This is a genomic window from Mesorhizobium maamorense (assembly GCF_044998965.1).
Lineage (GTDB): Bacteria > Pseudomonadota > Alphaproteobacteria > Rhizobiales > Rhizobiaceae > Mesorhizobium.
On sequence record NZ_CP173356.1, the window covers coordinates 6,515,219 to 6,533,002 of the forward strand.

At 61.7% G+C, this 17,784-nt stretch carries 14 protein-coding genes; 5 read left to right on the plus strand and 9 right to left on the minus strand.

Annotated elements, in window-relative coordinates:
• Window positions 1-39 precede the first annotated feature (39 nt).
• Both rhaS and ACIU1A_RS32350 read right to left on the minus strand, forming a co-directional pair.
• A complete protein-coding gene (gene rhaS, locus ACIU1A_RS32345) occupies window positions 40-1,035 on the minus strand; it encodes a rhamnose ABC transporter substrate-binding protein (protein WP_140513297.1) in 996 nt (331 codons plus the stop codon).
• A 56-nt stretch (window positions 1,036-1,091) separates the two neighbouring features.
• Window positions 1,092-1,895, minus strand: coding sequence for a DeoR/GlpR family DNA-binding transcription regulator (locus ACIU1A_RS32350; RefSeq protein WP_140496559.1), 804 nt, complete (start codon window positions 1,893-1,895; stop codon window positions 1,092-1,094).
• A 187-nt stretch (window positions 1,896-2,082) separates the two neighbouring features.
• Between ACIU1A_RS32350 and ACIU1A_RS32355 the strand changes: the two genes are divergently transcribed.
• The 3 genes from ACIU1A_RS32355 to ggt all read left to right on the plus strand — a co-directional run bounded on the left by ACIU1A_RS32355 (window position 2,083) and on the right by ggt (window position 7,517).
• Window positions 2,083-4,185 carry a bifunctional rhamnulose-1-phosphate aldolase/short-chain dehydrogenase gene (locus tag ACIU1A_RS32355; RefSeq protein WP_404926201.1) on the plus strand — a complete coding sequence of 701 codons (2,103 nt, stop codon included), beginning with the start codon at window positions 2,083-2,085 and terminating at the stop codon, window positions 4,183-4,185.
• 87 nt (window positions 4,186-4,272) lie between these two features.
• Window positions 4,273-5,565, plus strand: coding sequence for an L-rhamnose catabolism isomerase (gene rhaI / locus ACIU1A_RS32360; RefSeq protein WP_404926202.1), 1,293 nt, complete (start codon window positions 4,273-4,275; stop codon window positions 5,563-5,565).
• 212 nt (window positions 5,566-5,777) lie between these two features.
• Entirely contained in the window at window positions 5,778-7,517 is a 1,740-nt protein-coding gene (gene ggt, locus ACIU1A_RS32365) for a gamma-glutamyltransferase (protein ID WP_140580365.1), read from the plus strand.
• Window positions 7,518-7,632: 115 nt separating this feature from the next.
• Here ggt and ACIU1A_RS32370 read toward each other — a convergent pair whose 3' ends face one another.
• The 7 genes from ACIU1A_RS32370 to ACIU1A_RS32400 form a co-directional block, all read right to left on the minus strand.
• Window positions 7,633-7,977, minus strand: a complete 345-nt coding sequence (locus ACIU1A_RS32370; RefSeq protein WP_140496551.1) for a hypothetical protein — start codon at window positions 7,975-7,977, stop codon at window positions 7,633-7,635.
• A gap of 1,146 nt (window positions 7,978-9,123) precedes the next feature.
• On the minus strand, window positions 9,124-9,864 hold the full coding sequence (locus ACIU1A_RS32375; protein ID WP_140524019.1) for a ribonuclease activity regulator RraA: 741 nt from the start codon (window positions 9,862-9,864) through the stop codon (window positions 9,124-9,126).
• Between the two features lie 24 nt (window positions 9,865-9,888).
• Window positions 9,889-11,052, minus strand: a complete 1,164-nt coding sequence (locus ACIU1A_RS32380) for a mandelate racemase/muconate lactonizing enzyme family protein (protein WP_404926203.1) — start codon at window positions 11,050-11,052, stop codon at window positions 9,889-9,891.
• A gap of 31 nt (window positions 11,053-11,083) precedes the next feature.
• On the minus strand, window positions 11,084-12,181 hold the full coding sequence (locus ACIU1A_RS32385; protein ID WP_140496545.1) for an ABC transporter ATP-binding protein: 1,098 nt from the start codon (window positions 12,179-12,181) through the stop codon (window positions 11,084-11,086).
• A 10-nt stretch (window positions 12,182-12,191) separates the two neighbouring features.
• A complete protein-coding gene (locus ACIU1A_RS32390; protein ID WP_140496543.1) occupies window positions 12,192-13,082 on the minus strand; it encodes a carbohydrate ABC transporter permease in 891 nt (296 codons plus the stop codon).
• Entirely contained in the window at window positions 13,079-14,038 is a 960-nt protein-coding gene (locus tag ACIU1A_RS32395) for a carbohydrate ABC transporter permease (RefSeq protein WP_404926204.1), read from the minus strand. Before ACIU1A_RS32395 ends, ACIU1A_RS32390 begins: the two co-directional genes overlap by 4 nt.
• Window positions 14,039-14,116: 78 nt before the next feature.
• Window positions 14,117-15,595 (minus strand): ABC transporter substrate-binding protein, encoded by a 1,479-nt coding sequence (locus ACIU1A_RS32400; protein ID WP_404926205.1) that lies wholly within the window; start codon window positions 15,593-15,595, stop codon window positions 14,117-14,119.
• 214 nt (window positions 15,596-15,809) lie between these two features.
• On the opposite strand from ACIU1A_RS32400, the gene ACIU1A_RS32405 reads away from it, so the two are divergent.
• On the plus strand, window positions 15,810-16,520 hold the full coding sequence (locus ACIU1A_RS32405) for a GntR family transcriptional regulator (protein ID WP_140524027.1): 711 nt from the start codon (window positions 15,810-15,812) through the stop codon (window positions 16,518-16,520).
• Window positions 16,521-16,572: 52 nt separating this feature from the next.
• Complete coding sequence (locus ACIU1A_RS32410) at window positions 16,573-17,739, plus strand: mandelate racemase/muconate lactonizing enzyme family protein (RefSeq protein ID WP_140513313.1); 1,167 nt, start codon at window positions 16,573-16,575, stop codon at window positions 17,737-17,739.
• The last annotated feature ends 45 nt before the right edge of the window (window positions 17,740-17,784 follow it).

Below are 17,784 nucleotides of genomic sequence, written 5' to 3' on the forward strand. Positions count from 1 at the left end.
CGGGGCGTGAACCCCGCCGCGTCAGCTTGAAGCTCCGGATCAGTAGATCTTGGAGAACTTCTCGATGTTGGTCTTGTCGAACTGGAAGGGCGGAGCCATCGCAGCCGAATTAGTGTCGTCGAGCGTGACCTTGCCGACGCGGCCGATCGACAGCGTCGCACCGGGCTTGGCCTCTTCCTTCTTCACCGCCAGATCGTGGGCGAGGTAGACGGCGGAGTAACCGAGATCGATCGGGTTCCAAAGAGCCACGGCCTGTGAAGCGCCGTTGTCGATGAACTTCTTGAACTCCGACGGCAGCGCGAGGCCGGTGACGTTGACCTTGCCGATCAGCTTCTCATCGGTGACGACCTGGGCAGCGGCGACGACGCCGACGGTGGTCGGCGCGATGATCGCCTTGAGGTTCGGATAGGACTTCAGCAGGCCCTTGGCTTCGTCGGTGCTCTTGGCCGAATCGTCGTCGCCATAGACGGTGGCGACGAGCTTGATCTTCGGGAATTTCTCCGGCAGCACCTTCTTGGCCGCGTCGATCCAGGCATTCTGGTTGGTCGCGGTCGAGGAGGCCGACAGGATGGCGACGTCGCCGCCCTCCGGCAAATAGTCGGCGGCGAGCTTGATGATGGTCTCGCCGATCAGGCCGGTGTCGGACGGGTTCAGGTGAAGCTGGCGGCCTTCCTTGGCGACGCCCGAATCCCAGGAGATGACGGTGATGCCGCGCTCCATGGCCTTCTTCAGCACCGGCACCAGCGCGTCGGCATCATTGGCCGAGATGGCGATGGCGTTGACCTTTTGCGCGATCAGTGAATTGACCACCTCGATTTGCGCTTCGGCGGTCGCCTTGGTCGGGCCGGTGTAGATGATGTCGACATCGCCCAGTTCCTTGGCCGCCTCTTCGGCGCCCTTGTTGGCGGCGTCGAAGAAGCCGTTGCCGAGCGACTTCACCACCAGCGCGATCTTGACGTTCTCGGCATGGGCGGCATTCACGACCATGGCGGCGGAAAAGGCCGCCGTAACCATCAGTTTCTTCAGAAAGCTCATCGAATATTCCTCCCTTGAGCGTTGCATTCCATCGCCGCTGCGGGCGTGAGGGTGTCTCAGGCTTGCAGCGAAGATTCTTCCTTTGCCGACTTGCGGGCGACGATCAGCGTTACCCCCGCTGTTTCGAGCATCTTTGCCTCGCGGTCCTCGATGCCGTCGTCGGTGATGACGGTGGCGATGCGCGACAGCCCGCACAGGATCAGGCTGGAGCGTTTGCGGAATTTCGAGGAATCGACCAGCACCACCAACTCGTCGGCCTGATCGATCAGCTTCTGTTCCGCCTGGATCAAGAGCGGATCGCCTTCCATCAGGCCGAGCGGCCCGAGCCCCTGGGCGCCCATGAACATGCGGCGCGCGTAGAAATTGCGCGTCACGTCATTGTCGAAGGGCGACAGGATGATGTTCTGCTCGCGGTAGATGGTGCCGCCGGACAGCATCACCGTGTTCTTGGAGTGCTTGAGCAGGCTTTCGGCGATCGGGAAGGAATTGGTGAAGATCGGCATGCGGCGGCCGGTCAGGAAATGCACCATCTGGAAGGTGGTGGTGCCGCCGTTGATGATGATCGGCTCGCCGTCCTTGCAGAGCTCCACCGCTTCCCGCGCTATCGCCCGCTTCTGCGCGGCGTTGAGCGTCTCGTTCACGGAAAAAGGCCTGCCGGCAAGGCCGATGAACTGTGGCGGCGTGATCGCCTCGGCGCCGCCGCGCACCCGGCGCAGTCGCTTTTGCACGTGCAGGGCCGCGATATCGCGCCGGATCGTCGCCTCGGAAGACTCCGTCAGATCGACCATTTCCTGCACCGTCACCACAGGCTTTTCCTGGACGGCGGACAGAATGATCCTGTGGCGCTCTTTTTCGTGCATGGTTCCTCCCTGCATGGCCATCTGGCATTAGAAATCGCGCAGTGTCAATCATTTCCGATCATATAATTTCATTGTGCAGTGCAATATGATTGATGTTGATCGTTTGTGATTGACAAAGCCACGTCTTGCGTAGACATTCCCGACGAAAAGAGGAGCGCACCGTCCGCGCTTCAAGGGAGGATTACCCATGCTCGACAAGCGCTCCGGCTCGCGCCTCGCCAATCTTTGGGATGATGCGAAGGCAAGGGGGATGAGCGATCCCGAGCTTCTGGTCTATCGTTCGAACACGCTCGGCTCCGACAAGCGTGTCACCAATTACGGTGGCGGCAACACATCGTCGAAAATCCGGCAAAAGGATCCGCTCACCGGACAGGACGTGGAAGTGCTGTGGGTGAAGGGCTCCGGCGGCGACAGCGCTTCGATCAAGCTTGATGGTTTTGCCACGCTCTACATGGACAAATTGCGAGCCCTCAAAGGCCTTTATCGCGGCGTCGAGCGTGAAGACGAGATGGTGGGTTATCTGCCCCACTGCACCTTCAATCTCAATCCGCGCGCGGCCTCGATCGACACGCCGCTGCATGCCTACGTGCCGAAGCCCTATGTCGATCACATGCATCCCGACGCCATCATCGCCATTGCGGCCGCCAAAGATTCCAAGGCCTTGACGAAAGAAATCTTCGGCGATGCCATAGGCTGGCTGCCGTGGAAGCGGCCGGGCTTCGAACTCGGCCTGTGGCTGGAGAAATTCTGCCTCGACCATCCGGCCGCCAAGGGCGTCATCCTGGAAAGCCACGGCCTGTTCACCTGGGGCGACAGCCCGAAGGAATGCTACGAAACGACGATCTCGGTGATCAACCAGGCGATCGAGTGGTTCGAGCGCCGTTCCGAGGGCGTCGCCATTTTCGGTGGCGAAGCGGTCAAGTCGCTCGACGCCGCCGAACGCCGCGCCATCGCCGCGAAGCTGATGCCGAGAATCCGCGGCCTGATCTCGGAAAAGAGCCACAAGCTCGGCCATTTCGACGATTCCGCCGCCGTGCTCGAATTCGTCAATTCCAGGGATCTGCGCCCGCTGGCGGCACTCGGCACCTCATGCCCGGACCATTTCCTGCGCACCAAGATCCGGCCGCTGGTCATCGAATTCGATCCGGCCAAGCCCGATGTCGATGCCGTCATCGCGCGGCTGGCCCACGACATTGCCGAATACCGCGTCGGCTACCAGGCCTATTATGACAGCTGCAAGCATGCGGACTCGCCCGCCATCCGCGATCCCAATGCCGTGGTCTATCTGATGCCCGGCGTCGGCATGTTCACCTTCGCCGGCGACAAGGCGACTGCTCGCATTTCGGGGGAGTTCTACGTCAACGCCATCAACGTCATGCGCGGCGCCTCGACCGTCTCCTCCTATGTCGGCCTGCCTGCGCAGGAAGCCTTCGACATCGAATACTGGCTGCTCGAGGATCTGAAGCTGCAGCGCATGCCGAAGCCCAAGGCTCTTGCCGGCAAGATCGCGCTCGTCACTGGCGGCGCGGGCGGCATCGGCCGCGCGACTGCGAGCCGGCTGCTGCGCGAAGGCGCCTGCGTGGTGCTCGCCGACATCGACGAGACAGCACTTGCCAGCGCCAACGACGAACTGGCCAAGGCCTATGGCAAGGATTTTGTCCGCCCCGTGGTCATCAACGTCACGTCGGAGGATCAGGTCGTCGCCGGCTTTGCCGAAACGGCGGTCGAGTTCGGCGGCATCGATATTCTGGTCTCCAACGCCGGCCTCGCCTCCTCGGCGCCGATCGAGGACACGACGCTGGCGCTGTGGAACAAGAACATGGACATCCTGTCGACGGGCTATTTCCTGGTGTCGCGGGAAGCGTTCCGGCTGTTTAGGGTGCAGAAGATTGGCGGCAACGTCGTTTTCGTCGCCTCCAAGAACGGCCTTGCCGCCTCGCCGAACGCCGCCGCCTATTGCACCGCCAAGGCCGCCGAGATCCATCTCGCCCGCTGCCTGGCGCTGGAGGGCGCGGAGGCGCAGATCAGGGTCAACGTCGTCAATCCGGACGCCGTACTGCGCGGCTCCAAGATCTGGTCCGGCGAGTGGAAGGAACAGCGCGCCGCCGCCTACAAGATGTCGACCGACGACCTTGAGGAACATTACCGCTCGCGCTCGATGCTGAAGCGCTCGGTGTTTCCCGAGGACATAGCCGAAGCGATCTATTTCTTCGCCTCCGACATGTCGGCCAAGTCGACCGGCAACATCGTCAATGTCGACGCCGGCAACGCGCAAAGCTTTACGCGCTAGGCCTTCCTTCTCCCCGTTCACGGGGAGAAGGTGCCGGCAGGCGGATGAGGGGCAGCGCCAGCCGAACGAAATTTGGGAGGAACAGCAGTGTCCGAAACCATCATCTCGGCTGACGTCGTCGAAAAAGACAACGCCGCGCGCAAGGCCGACCTCGAGCGTGACTACGCCTCGCTCAGCGACCGGCTCGACCGTCGCGGCATCGCCATCGACCCGATCCGAGACAAGGTCGAGAAGTTCGCGGTGGCGATCCCCTCCTGGGGTGTCGGTACCGGCGGCACGCGCTTTGCCCGTTTCCCCGGCGCCGGCGAACCGCGCGACATCTTCGACAAGATCGAGGATTGCGCCGTCATCAAGCAATTGACGCAGGCGACACCGACGGTGTCGCTGCACATTCCCTGGGACAAGGCCGACCCGAACCGGCTGAAGCAGGCGGCCTCGCGTTTCGGCCTCGGCTTCGACGCCATGAACTCCAATACATTCTCCGACGCCAGGGACCAAAAGCTGTCCTACAAATTCGGTTCGCTGTCGCATGCCGACGCCGGAACGCGCCGGCAAGCGGTCGAGCACAATCTCGAATGCATCGAGATCGGCAAGACGCTTGGGTCGAAGGCGCTGACGGTGTGGATTGGCGACGGCTCGAACTTCCCCGGCCAGGTCAACTTCGCCAGGGCGTTCGAGCGCTATCTCGATGCCATGAAAGAGGTCTATGTCGGGCTGCCCGCTGACTGGAAGCTGTTCACCGAACACAAGATGTACGAGCCTGCCTTCTATTCCACCGTCGTGCAGGACTGGGGCACAAACTACATCATTGCCAAGGAATTGGGCGACAAGGCCTTCTGCCTGGTCGATCTCGGCCACCACGCGCCCAACGTCAACATCGAGATGATCGTGTCGCGGCTGATCCAGTTTAGGAAACTCGGCGGCTTCCACTTCAACGATTCGAAATATGGCGACGACGACCTCGATGCCGGTTCGATCGACCCCTACCGACTGTTCCTCGTCTTCAACGAACTGGTCGACGGCGAACTGTCCGGCGCCGACGGCTTCGATCCGGCGCATATGCTCGACCAGAGCCACAACGTCACCGATCCGATCGAGAGCCTGATGCTGTCCGCGGTCGAGGTGCAGCGCGCCTACGCGCAGGCGCTGCTGGTCGACCGCAAGGCGCTTGAAGGTTTTCAGGACGGCAACGACGCGCTGATGGCAACGCAGACGCTAAAATCAGCCTACCGCACCGATGTCGAGCCGATCTTGGCCATGGCGCGGCTTAACACCGGCGGCGCCATCGACCCAGTCGCCGCCTACCGGGCGGCAGGCTACCGCGCCAAGGTCGCGGCGGAACGCCCGGCCGTTGCCGGCGGCAGCGGTGGCATTGTCTGAGGCCGAGCCCGCCCCCTCATCCGGCCGCTTCACGGCCACCTTCTCCCCGCTGGGGAGAAGAGACTGGCGCGAGCGCTGACGGCCTCCTCTCCACTAGGGAAGAGGTCGGATGGCAATCCGGGTGGGGGCTCTTTCTCGTGCTCCCTCAATTGTTAGTGGACTCGATCACCCCAACACGGTTTCCTAGGCGTTCCCCCGCCAGGAGCCTCGCCATGCATATCACTCGCCGCACGCTGATCGCCGTCAGCCTCTCCTTCACGATCGCTTTCGCGCCATGGGCGGCCGCCATCGCCGCCTCGCCAGCGCCTGTCAAGGGCGAGAACGGCATGGTTGTCACCGCGCAGCATCTGGCGTCGGAGGTGGGCGTTGAAGTCCTGAAGAAGGGCGGCAACGCCGTCGATGCGGCGGTCGCTGTTGGTTATGCGCTCGCCGTCGTCTATCCCAACGCCGGCAATATCGGCGGCGGCGGCTTCATGACTGTCCGCTTCAAGGACGGCAAGTCGACCTTCCTCGATTTCCGCGAACGTGCGCCGCTGGCCGCGACCAAGACCATGTATCTCGACAAGGACGGCAAACCGGTGAAAGGCGCCAGCCTCGACGGCTACCTCGCCGTCGGCGTGCCGGGCTCCGTCGCCGGTTTCGAGATGGCGCGCGAAAAATACGGCACCTTGTCCCGGCAGGACCTCATGGCGCCGGCCATTCGCTATGCCAAGGACGGGTTCATCCTCAATCAGGGTGACGCCGCCTCGTTTGCCGGAGGTGCCGACAGGCTGGCGAAGGATCCAGCTGCGGCGGCCATATTCCTGAAGCCGGATGGCAAGCCCTATGGCATCGGCGAGCGGCTGGTCCAACCTGACCTAGCCGCGTCGCTCTCGGCGATTTCCGAAAAAGGCCCCGACGCCTTCTACAAGGGCGCCATCGCCGATGCCATCGTCAAGGCAAGCGGCGCCAAGGGCGGTATCCTGGCCAAGGGCGATTTCGAACAATATGCGGTGCGCGAGCTCAAGCCGGTGACCTGTTCCTATCGCGGCTACGAGATCATTTCCTCGCCGCCGCCAAGCTCCGGCGGCGTCATCATCTGCGAAATCCTCAACGTGCTGGAAGGCTACCCGCTGTCCTATCTCGGCGCCGGTTCGGCAGAGACCGTGCATGTCATGATCGAAGCCATGCGCCACGCCTATGTCGATCGCAACTCGGCGCTCGGAGATCCCGATTTCGTCGACAATCCGGTCTCGAAACTGCTGGACAAGGCCTACGCCAAGGACATTCGCGACAAGATCGACCCGTTCCGGGCCGGCGTCTCTCAGGACCTGATGCCGAAGGGGTTCGGCGAGAGCAAGGAGACGACCCACTATTCGATCATCGACAAGGACGGCAACGCGGTCGCGGTCACCTACACGCTCAACGGCTCGTTTGGCGCCGGCGTCGTCGCCGACGGCACCGGTATCCTGCTCAACAACGAGATGGACGATTTCACCCAGAAGCCCGGCGTGCCCAACCTCTACGGCCTGGTCCAGGGCGAGGCCAACGCCATCCAGCCGAAGAAGACGCCGCTGTCGTCGATGAGCCCGACCGTGGTGGCCAAGGACGGCAAGCCGTTCATGGTCATCGGCAGCCCCGGCGGTTCACGCATCATCACCATTACGCTGGAAGCCATCGTCAACGTCATCGACCACGGCATGAACATCCAGGAGGCGATCGACGCGCCGCGCATCCATCATCAATGGCTGCCCGACACGGTCTATATCGAGCCGTTCGGACTGTCGCCGGACACCGAAAGGCTGCTGGCCGGCATGGGTTATCACCTCGATCTCAGCGACAAGACCTGGGGCCAGGCGGCGGGCATCCTGGTCGGCGGCAAGAGCCTTGCGGAAATCGGGAAGGGTGGCGGCGCCCGCTACAATGGCGCCATCGACAGCCGCGCCGCTTCCGGCGAGGCGCTCGGCTACTGATGGGACTGGCGCACTCCGCAAGCGCGTGAACCCGCGTCCGCAATCGCACCGAAAACGAAAAGACAGGGCGGCCTGAGTTTCCGTGAAACGACCGCTCTAATTGACGATCAAGCCGTCACGAAATCAGCGTGACGGTGGATGCGATCAGCATCAGGGCCGCGATGCCGACGAACAGTGCGTAGATGCGCGGCCGGTCGAGCAGAAGCGCGTTTCCCGATATCCAGGCCGATGTGGCGCCGCCGAGCGCGAACAGGAAACCGTTGCGGTGGCCGAAGGTCATCGACGCGGCCATCAGCCCGCCTATGATCAGGGCGCCGAACACGATTATGACGGCGACCGCGTATCTCTCGAAGTCATTACCGCTACCCATGGCCGGCCCGATCGCATTCAAATTCGGCAGGTCATCCGGATCGAAGGGGCTGGTCGACCCGTATTCGTCTTGACCGATGGATTCTCGCATCACTCGTTCTCCGCTGACCGGCAACAAACCATCAACACATGCCGAGCGCAACCCGATCGCGTGTTTCTCCCTACGTGTTGACCGCGATATCCAACCGTTCCGGCAGGGCGCACCAACCGTTTTGGCGGGTGCGGATCACCGCCGCAACTCCAGCGGTATCTGCCCGAATGGCAACGGTCCGCCAACCTGTTTTTAATATGGGCGTTTCTTCTGGAGAAAACATGATGGCGGAGTTGATTCGGCTTCGGCAGAAGCATTTTTACGCGACCGGAGCCGCGGCGCCAGGCGCGGCCGCGTAAAATTTTCAGCTCCAGGGGGCCGCTTGATGTTGAGCCAGGTGTGTTCCGCTCTTGGGGCGAGCGTCATGCTGGCGCTCGCGAGCTCATGATGAACCAAGCTCGACGAAAGCCGTGCGGTCCGGGTTGGTCGTTTCGGCCAGGGATCCAATTTCGGCGACCGCCTGCGATATCCTAAGCTGGTATCAGGGCGGCGATACGATGGATGCTGATCTCCTTGCGTGCCTTGGACGCCTCGTTGGTCAGCCTCATGTAGAACCTCTGTACTGGACAGCCTCAATCCATAGTGCGAGCGCGGTGGCAGGCGACCGTCCCTTTACTTTCAAATCGCGGCCTCGATAGCCGCCGGCCGCGATCCATACCGTTTTTGAACGCTGATAGATTGTTACGCCTCGTGCATTCGCCCAAGCGCATGATTCCGCGAACTTTGGAGCCATTGCCGAGCCCGCTCCCGAGAATGCTGTCTCTATGTGACAAAGCTGCGTGGCCATATCAGGTCCCCTAATCTTGACGGTCCCGGCCGACGATCCCGGCCCCCGCCCAAAATCACCGAATGATGATAGGACCGCTTCCGTTACGGTAATGTGTCGCCACCAGCGCGGTCAGGTATCTCCCGATGCAAAAGCCGCCAGCTTTCGGCAGGGACAGGTCTGGAGTGGCCAGGGATTAAACCCAGCTTAGGTCAACGAGCGGGCGGAGAGCCGGGATCGGCCGCCATTCAAACCTGATCAGGAGATCGGGCTGGAGATGATGATGCGCAAGGCGCACCTGTTCGACGCACAGCGCGGCGCCAGGATAAATTAGGGGGAATGGCTGACGCGCGCTGGCGACTGTCAGCTCATCCTGTCTATCAAGGTTTGGCGTTGGCTTTCCGCCAAGCCTCGTACTCGTCGTTCGCGCTTGGGTGCAGTGGATAGTAGCGTTGCAACGGCGCGCCCCCCATGAGTTTCATTCGTGAGAATTCCTCCCAATCGTGATGTTTCTGGGATTCTTCGATGACCTTCGAGGCCATTGCGACGGGCAGCACCACCACCCCGTCGTCATCGGCGACAATGATGTCGCCGGGGATCACCGTGACACCGCCGCAGGCAATCGGAACGTTGACCGCATTGGGATAGATGCTGGTCTGCACATGATAATTTGGCGTCCAGCCGCGCAGCCAAAGAGGCAGGTCGAGCTTTTCGACATTGGGCCGGTCGCGCATGCACCCGTCGATGACGATGCCCGCGCCGCCTCTGCCCTTGAAATAGGTCGACATCATATCGCCGAAGACACCGGAGCTCATGTCGCCGCGCGCGTCGACGACGACCACGTCGCCCTCCTGCGCATGGTAGAGCACATGTCTGTGAAGTTGCGTCTCCGGATCGGCATATTCTCCCTCGGTGAAGAGGTCCGGTCTCTGCGGCATGAACTGCAATGTCAGTGCCGGCCCGACGATCGACTTCCCATGGTTCTGCGGCACCGGGCCGACCATGTGCGGATTGCGAAAGCCCATATGGCCAAGTGTGCCCGCGACCGTGGCGGCGCCGATCTCCCTTAGCGCGTCGATCAGGTCCTTGGGCGGCCGCGTGATATCGGGAGTATGCGTCATTTTCGGACTCCGGTTGAAATTGAATTACCAGTTGGTGACAGAGCCGTCGCGGCGCTTGAGATGTGGCGCTTCCCAGAAACGGAAACTCTGCGCCTGGACCGCCGCTTCATTGACCTCGACGCCGAGCCCCGGCAGGTCGCTGACCGGATAATCGGGCCCGTCGAGCCTTGGCTGTACGGGGAAAAAGTCGGAATTGTCGAAACCCAGCTTCCTTTCGGGGATCCTGGTTTCTAGCCACGCAAAGTTGGGCACCGCGGCGGCGAGATGCACGGTTGCGGCCGTGCACACCGGGCCAAGGGGATTGTGCGGCATCAGGTCTACATAGTGCGCCTCGCTCCAGCCGGCGACTTTCATCGCCTCGGTGAGCCCGCCGACATTGCAGACATCGAGCCGGTTGAACTGGTGGATGCCGCGCTCGATGTAAGGCAGGAACTGCCACTTGCTGGCAAATTCCTCGCCGATGGCAAAGGGGATGTCGGTCATCGTACGAAGGGACTCGTACGCCTCTGGTGTCTCGGCCCGTATTGGCTCCTCGAGGAAATCAAGCACGCCGCGGCCAAGCTTGTTGCAGAAGCTCGCCGCCTCGGCCACCGACAGCCGATGATGATAATCGACGCCGAGCACCACCTCATCGCCCAGCGCCTCGCGCGCTTTGTTCAGCATGCTCGCGGTAGGGCCGATCGATTCACGCGGCTCGAAGACGTCCTTGCTGCTTTGTCCGATGGGGAAGAAGCGGATCGCCTGCCAGCCCTGCGCGCGCAGTTCGCGGGCGCGTTCGATCGCAACATCGCCCTCGGCCTCGTCTCCGGTCGAGGCGAAGGTGGGCACGCGGTCGCGCTGCTTGCCGCCAAGCAACTCGTAGACCGGCACCCCCAGCGCCTTGCCTTTAATGTCATGAAGGGCGATGTCGATGGCGGAAATCGCCGCCTGCAGGACCCGACCCCCTTCGAAGTACTGGCTGCGATAAACTTCCTGCCAGATACGCCCGATCTGCATCGGGTCGCAGCCGATGAGAAACTCGCGGTAGTGCTCGACCGCGCCGGCTACGGCTTTCTCGCGACCGCTCAAGCCGCTTTCGCCCCAGCCGAAGATACCCTGGTCGGTCTCGACCTTGACGAGCATTTGGTTGCGCGTTCCCACCCATACCGGGTAGGGCTTGATCGCGGTGATCTTCAGGTTCTTGGTCATACACGCCCGCGTTCCACGCGCATCCCCTGTCTCAGTCGGCCTTGAGGGCCATTTCAGTTTCGCCGTCGAACAGATGCATCCGCTCCTGGTCGAACTCGAGCCAGATCCGCTCATCAGGTTTGACGGCGACGTTGGGCGACACGCTGATGTTGACGATGGCGCCCGACAGGAATGCTTGCACGAAGGTGACGTCTCCGGTCGGCTCCACCGTATAGGCCTTGGCCGGAATGGCGCCCGGGACCGCGCTTTTGTGCAGCTTGATCGTCGAGTGCCGCGCGCCGAGCACGACCTTCTTGGTGGTCGCTCCCTGGACCTTGCGCGCGTTGAGTTGCGACAGCTCAAGCGTCCAGCCTTCCGCGCTGGTCAGCGCGGTGCTGCCGTTTGCCGTCGAAGCCTCCAGCGGAATGAGACTCATCGCCGGGCTGCCGATAAAGCTGGCGACGAACATGTTGACCGGATGGGCAAAGACCTGCGCCGGTGAATCGTATTGCTGCAGATAGCCGCCATTCATCACCGCCATCTTGTCGGCCATGGTCACGGCTTCGAGCTGGTCGTGCGTCACGTAGATAATCGTTGCCTTGAGGTCCTGGTGGAAGCGCTTGATCTCGGATCGCATCTGCACGCGCAGTTTGGCGTCGAGGTTGGAGAGCGGCTCGTCCATGAGGAACACAGCGGGGTCGCGGACGAGGGCACGGCCAAGGGCGACGCGCTGCTGCTGCCCGCCCGAAAGTTCCCGCGGTTTGCGCTCGAGCAGGTGCGTCATGTCGAGAACGCGCGCCGCTTCTCTGACCTTCTTGTCGATCTCGTCCCTGGAGAGTTTCCGCATCTGCAGCGGGAACGCCAGGTTCTTGTAGACCGATTTCTGCGGGTACAGCGCGTAGTTCTGGAACACCATTGCGATGTCCCGGTCCTTGGGGTCGAGATCATTGACCACCCGGTCTCCGATGACGATGTCGCCCGATGTGATCGAGGTCAGCCCCGCGACGAGATTGAGCGTGGTTGTCTTGCCGCAGCCTGAAGGGCCGACAAGCGCAACGAACTCGCCGTCATTGACCGTCAGCGAAACATCGTTGACAGCTTTGAAGCCGCCATAGGTCTTGACGAGATCTTTGAGGACCACGTGGGCCATCGGCAACTCCCTAATGCTTGACCGCGCCTTCTGTAAGGGCGCGTACGAAGTATCGTTGCAGGACGAGGAACAGCACCACGACGGGCACGCTCATCATGAAGCTGGCCGCCATCAGGCCCGGAAAGTCCGTCGTGTTTTCCGAGAAGAAGCGCTGGATGCCGACCGGCAGGGTCAATTGCTCGTTCTTGGAAAGGAAGGTGTAGGCGTAGATGTATTCGTTCCAGGCGCCGATGAAGGAATAGATCGCGGTGGCGATGATCCCAGGCGTCGAGAGCGGCATCACGATCAGGATGAAGGCCTGGAACCGCGTTGCGCCGTCGATGCGCGCCGCCTGCTCGAGTTGCACCGGGATGTTGTCGTAGAAGCCCTTGAGCAGCCAGATCGCCAGCGGCAGCCCGAAGGTCAGATAGGTGAGAATGAGCGAGCCGTGCGTGTTCACCAGGCCGATCGCGCGCATCAGGATGAAGAGCGGCACGAGAAAGATCACTGCCGGGAACATGTTGCGCAGCAAAACGGCGAAGAACAGGAAGTTCCGTCCGGGGAAACTGAAGCGCGAAAAAGCGTAGGCCGCGGGGACAGCCACGATCACGGAAAGGATTGTCGTGACGGTCGACACGAACAGGCTGTTCCAGAAGAAGCGGAGGAAGTCCTGGCCGACGCTGTTCTGCGGATCGAGCAATTTCTGATAGCTGGCGAGGGTCGGCTCGTCCGGCCACCATTGCGGCGGGAATTGCGTCGCCGCGAACCCCGATTTGATCGAGGTGATCAGCATCCAGATCATCGGCAACGCCGTATAAAGCAGCATGAAAACGAGGAAGATGCGCCCGGCCCACCGCCATCCGTCGACGCGCATACGGCGACGGGTCTGGCCTCGGGAGACCGTCTCGGCAATCGCGCTCATACGCCGCCCTCCTTCCGCTCGTTGCCGCTCAGCGCACGGACGTAGAAGTAGCCCAGCGTCATCAGGATGATGAACAGGAGCACCGAATAGGCCGATGCCACGCCCCAGCGCTGCCGGCCGAAGGCGAGTTCGTAAATATGGGTGATCCAGATATGCGATGCGTTCGACGGCCCGCCGCCGGTCATGATCCAGGGGATAATGAAGGAATTGAAGTTGGCCACTGCCAGCAGCAGGATCGTCACCACCGAGACGTTGCGCAGATGCGGGAAGGTGACGTGCCAGAAGCGCTGCCAGGCATTGGCTCCGTCAACTTTCGCGGCGAGCAGCAACTGCTCGGGGACTGTCTGCAGGCCCGCCATCATCATGATCATGGCGAACGGAAACTCGCGCCAGATATTGACGACGATCAGCGAGGGGAGAACCGTGCTGACATTGTCGATGAAATTCGGCGGTCGGTCGGCCAATCCGAGGCCGACCAGCACTGCGCCGATGATGCCGAAATCCGAATGGTAGATCCACTTCCAGATATAGGAGGCGGCGACCGCGCTGATGACCCAGGGAATGATCAGGATAGCGCGCAGCACACCGCGTCCGATAAAGTCGCGGTGGAGCGCCAGCGCAGTGGCAAACCCCAGGACAAAGGAGATGAAGGTGGACCCGAATGTCCAGATCAGCGTGTTCCAGGTGACTTTCCAGAACACCTCGCTGGTGAGGATGGCCGTGTAGTTGTCGAAGCCGATGAAGGTCTTGTCACGAAGCTGCAAGCCGGGCGGCGTCTTATAGAACGACAGCTCGATCGTGTAGTAGATCGGATAGGCGATGACGATGAGCATCACGGCGATCGCGGGCAGCACGTACGCGTAGTCGGCGCGATGCTCCCAGATATTCCGCAGCGCACCGGACCTGCCGGGTTGCAATTTTCGGCGCGCCTCGGCCTGGCCGGTCACGATCGTCACGATGGTATGCCCTTGTTTCTTCGGAACGAACCGGCTGCGCTGTCAGCGCGGCCGGTCAGGTCGTGGGTCAGGCGCAGGCTAGAGCCCGCCCATCAGGTCTTTCACCTTCTGGGCCGCGTCGTCCGCCGCCTGGTCGACGGTCATCGCTCCGGTCAGGGCATTCTGCAGCATGTCCGGGACGATGATGTTCATGATCTCCGGGGCCTGCGGCAGCGCTGGGAATGGGATGCCGTATGGCAGCATCGAGGTCGTGACATCGAGGAATTTGATGTTGTCCAGACGTTCCTTCATCCATTTGGTCTTGAAGCCGTTCAGGTTGCCGGGATTCGATCCGGCATAGGCCATCTTCAGCGACCATTCAGGGCTCGTCCACATGCAGATGATAGCCTTCGCGGCCGGCTGGTCTACCTTGCCGCCTTCGACATATTCGGGCTTCAGGATGTGGATGTTCGAGCCGCCGAACACGACCGCGCGCTTGCCGTCGGGCCCAGCCGGTATCAGGCCGTAGCGCATGTTGTCGATGACGGTCTGCGCCTTGTCCTTGTCGGTGCCCGTCGCCTTCTTCTGCAGGTCGAGCATGACGTTGTAGTCGGAAGGATGCGAGATCATCATGCCGAGTTGACCGGCGACGAACAGGGGCTGGTTGTCGGCCTGCTGGTTGGTGAGTGCCGAAACCGGAACCGACTTGTCGCGAACATACATGTCGTAGGAAGCCTGCAGCGCCGCCTTGCTCTGCGGGCTGTCCAGCTCGACCTGCTCATAGGTCGGGTTTGCCGCCGCTTCGTCGAAGACGCCGCCACCATAGGCCCATAGCTGAGGCATGAAGCGATAGGGCGTATTGCCGGCATTCTTGCGAGCCACGAGGCCGTAGCCGGCAATGCCGAGCTTGTCGTGGATCTGCTTGGAATACTTGATGACGTCGTCCCAGGTTGCCGGTGGCTTGTCCGGATCGAGGCCGGCGCGTTTGAAGATGTCGGCGTTCCAGATGAACGCCATCGTTTCGTTGTTGGTTGGAATGCCGTAGGTCACACCGTCCCAGGTCACGGCCTTCATGGCGCCGGGCCAGAAGTCCTCGGTCGAATAGCCCACATCCTCCGGCTTGAGCGGCTGCAGATAGCCTTTTGAAGCGAATTCGGTACCACCCAGGATTTGCAAGCGGACCGCCATCGGCGCGGCATTGCCGAGGAGCGCGGTGCGGAACTTGTCGAGAAGATCGTTATAGGTGAGGGCTTGTTCCTCGAGCTGGATGTTTGGATAGGTCTTGCGGAAGGTTTCGAAGAATTCCTTGTAGTACTGGCGCAGGAGGTCGGGGTCGCCCTCGAACACGCCCTGATACCAGAAGGTCAGTCGCCCCTTGTAGTCCAGCGGGGTGACCTTGGCACAATCGGCCGCCGTGTCGAAATCCTGTGTTCCCGCAATGGCGCGGACATATTCCGGCGACCACTTGCTGAGGTCGACCGGCGGCGCGCCCAGCGCCGATGTGGACATCAGCGATGCCGCCAAAACGCTGACGACAGTGCCGCGCAGGACCGCACTGCCGAGTATAATCCTCGTCATAGGTATCCTCCCTGGTTCTCCCATGCCGCTTTGCGGCGAGGCAAAGCGGTCTTGCTCGTTTGATCGCAGGACGTCTTTGTATCTGTGTACCCGTTCGGGAGCCTTGTACGTTTTCAGATCATGAATTGCCTGTCAACGCGTTAGATCGTACATTGTTTATCGAAACTTTGCGTGTTAATCGGAAAGGGTGTGTATTAATCCAGGGGAGCCGGCCTTGGCCGAACCAAACGATTTCAAAGCCAAGCCACCGGTGGGGATTGACCCCATAGGGGCGTCCAGCGAAGGCGCCTCGCTTTATGAGCTGATCAGGGAAGACATCATCGAGGGACGGCTTGCCGCCAACGAACGGCTCGTGGTCACTGATCTCGCCCGGCGCCACGGCACCTCGACCAACCCCGTGCGCGAAGCCTTGCAGCTGTTGCGCGGCGAAGGCTTTGTCACCTTTCTCCCCAACCGCGGGGCGCGCGTCCGGCCTATCGATCAGGAGTTTGTCCGCGACATTTATGAGATCGGCGTTCTGATCGAGCCGGCTCTGACGCGATGGTTTGTGAATATGGCCACCGGCGAGGACATCGCCGAACTCCAACGTCTCCAGGACCTGATTGAAGAGAACAACTTCGCCGATACGTTCAGGCACAGCGAGCTGGATACCGCCTTCCACACCGTGATGTACCAGCGGCATTACAACCGCCATGCCGCCGAGCTTTGGTGGAAGCATCGTGAAGTGCTGCGAGCCGTGAGCCGGCGTTTCAATTTCACGCTTGCCCGGCGTGCCGCGATCATTCGCGAGCACCGCGAGCTCATCGCGCTGGTAAAGGCGGGAGATGCCGACAAGGCGGCCGAACTCGTTGCTCGCCATGTCGAGGGCTCCGGCCGGCACATCCTCGAACATATGCGTGCGCGCAACGCCGCTCGGGCCGGATAGAATGCCCGTTCCAGAACATCGCTAGCCCGACGATCAGACAGAGGTAGCTGACATGAAAATTACGAGCATTCGGCCGTGGCTGATCAAGTCCGATGCGTCCTATTGGGGAGAGTACCTGTTCGTCGAAGTGACGACCGACGAGGGGGTGAGCGGCTGGGGAGAGATCACGACCACCACCAAGCTCGCCAACCGCGCGCTCTGCACGATCCTGCGGCAGATCGGCGCCGCCGTGACCGGCGAGGACCCGGCCCGGATCGAGCATCTCTGGCACAAGATTTTCCGCAGCTTCACCTATATGGGCAGCCGCGGCGCCGCGGTCGAATGCGTGAGCGCCATCGACATAGCTCTCTGGGACATCCGGGGCAAAGTTTTGGGCAAGCCGATCTACGAGCTGCTGGGCGGGCCGGTGCGCGATGAAATCGCGCTCTACACCCATCCCAACCAGTCCAAATTTACCAGCAAGGAGGCGGTGGTCCGCGAAATTCGGGACATCGTCGAGTCCGGACACACTGCGCTCAAGTTTGATCCTTTCCCGCATCAGGGACGTGGCGCCGATGGCGTGTCGCGCGAACAGCGGGACGGCTACCTCGATGGCAGCATGACTCGCAAGGACGAGCGCGAAGCGGCCGAACTCACGGCTCTGATCCGCGAAACGGCGGGCCCTGATGTCGATATCCTCATCGATGCGCACGGCCGTTTCGACGTTCCGACCGCCATTCGCCTCTGCCGAAGCCTCGAGGAAGCCGGCCAGATCGACTGGTTCGAGGAGCCTTGCCCGCCCGAGAGCCTCAATGCCCTCAAGCAGGTGCGTGAGAAGGTCAGCGCCGCCATCTCGTGGGGCGAACGCGGCCACACCAAGTGGGACTTCGTGCCGGTGCTCGAAAACAAGCTCGCTGACTACATCATGCCTGACGTCACCTGGACCGGCGGCATTACCGAACTCAAGAAGATCTCTGCCCTGTGCGAAGCCTACTACGTCCCGGTCTCGCCGCATGACGCCGCGGGGCCGATCAACGTGGTGGCGGGGGCGCAGGTGATGATGACAGTTCCTAACTTCTACAAACTCGAGACGTCGGAGTGGAACCTGGGTAAATACGATCATCTCATCGACACACCACTCGACGTTTCGAACGGCAGCCTCAAACTGACGTCGAAGCCCGGTCTCGGCATTGAGATGGACCGCGAGTACCTGCAAGCCCACGAGATTGAGTTGGGCTGACGCATGTCGCCTCATGTCGGGGCTGCATGCGCACCGATAAGCCCC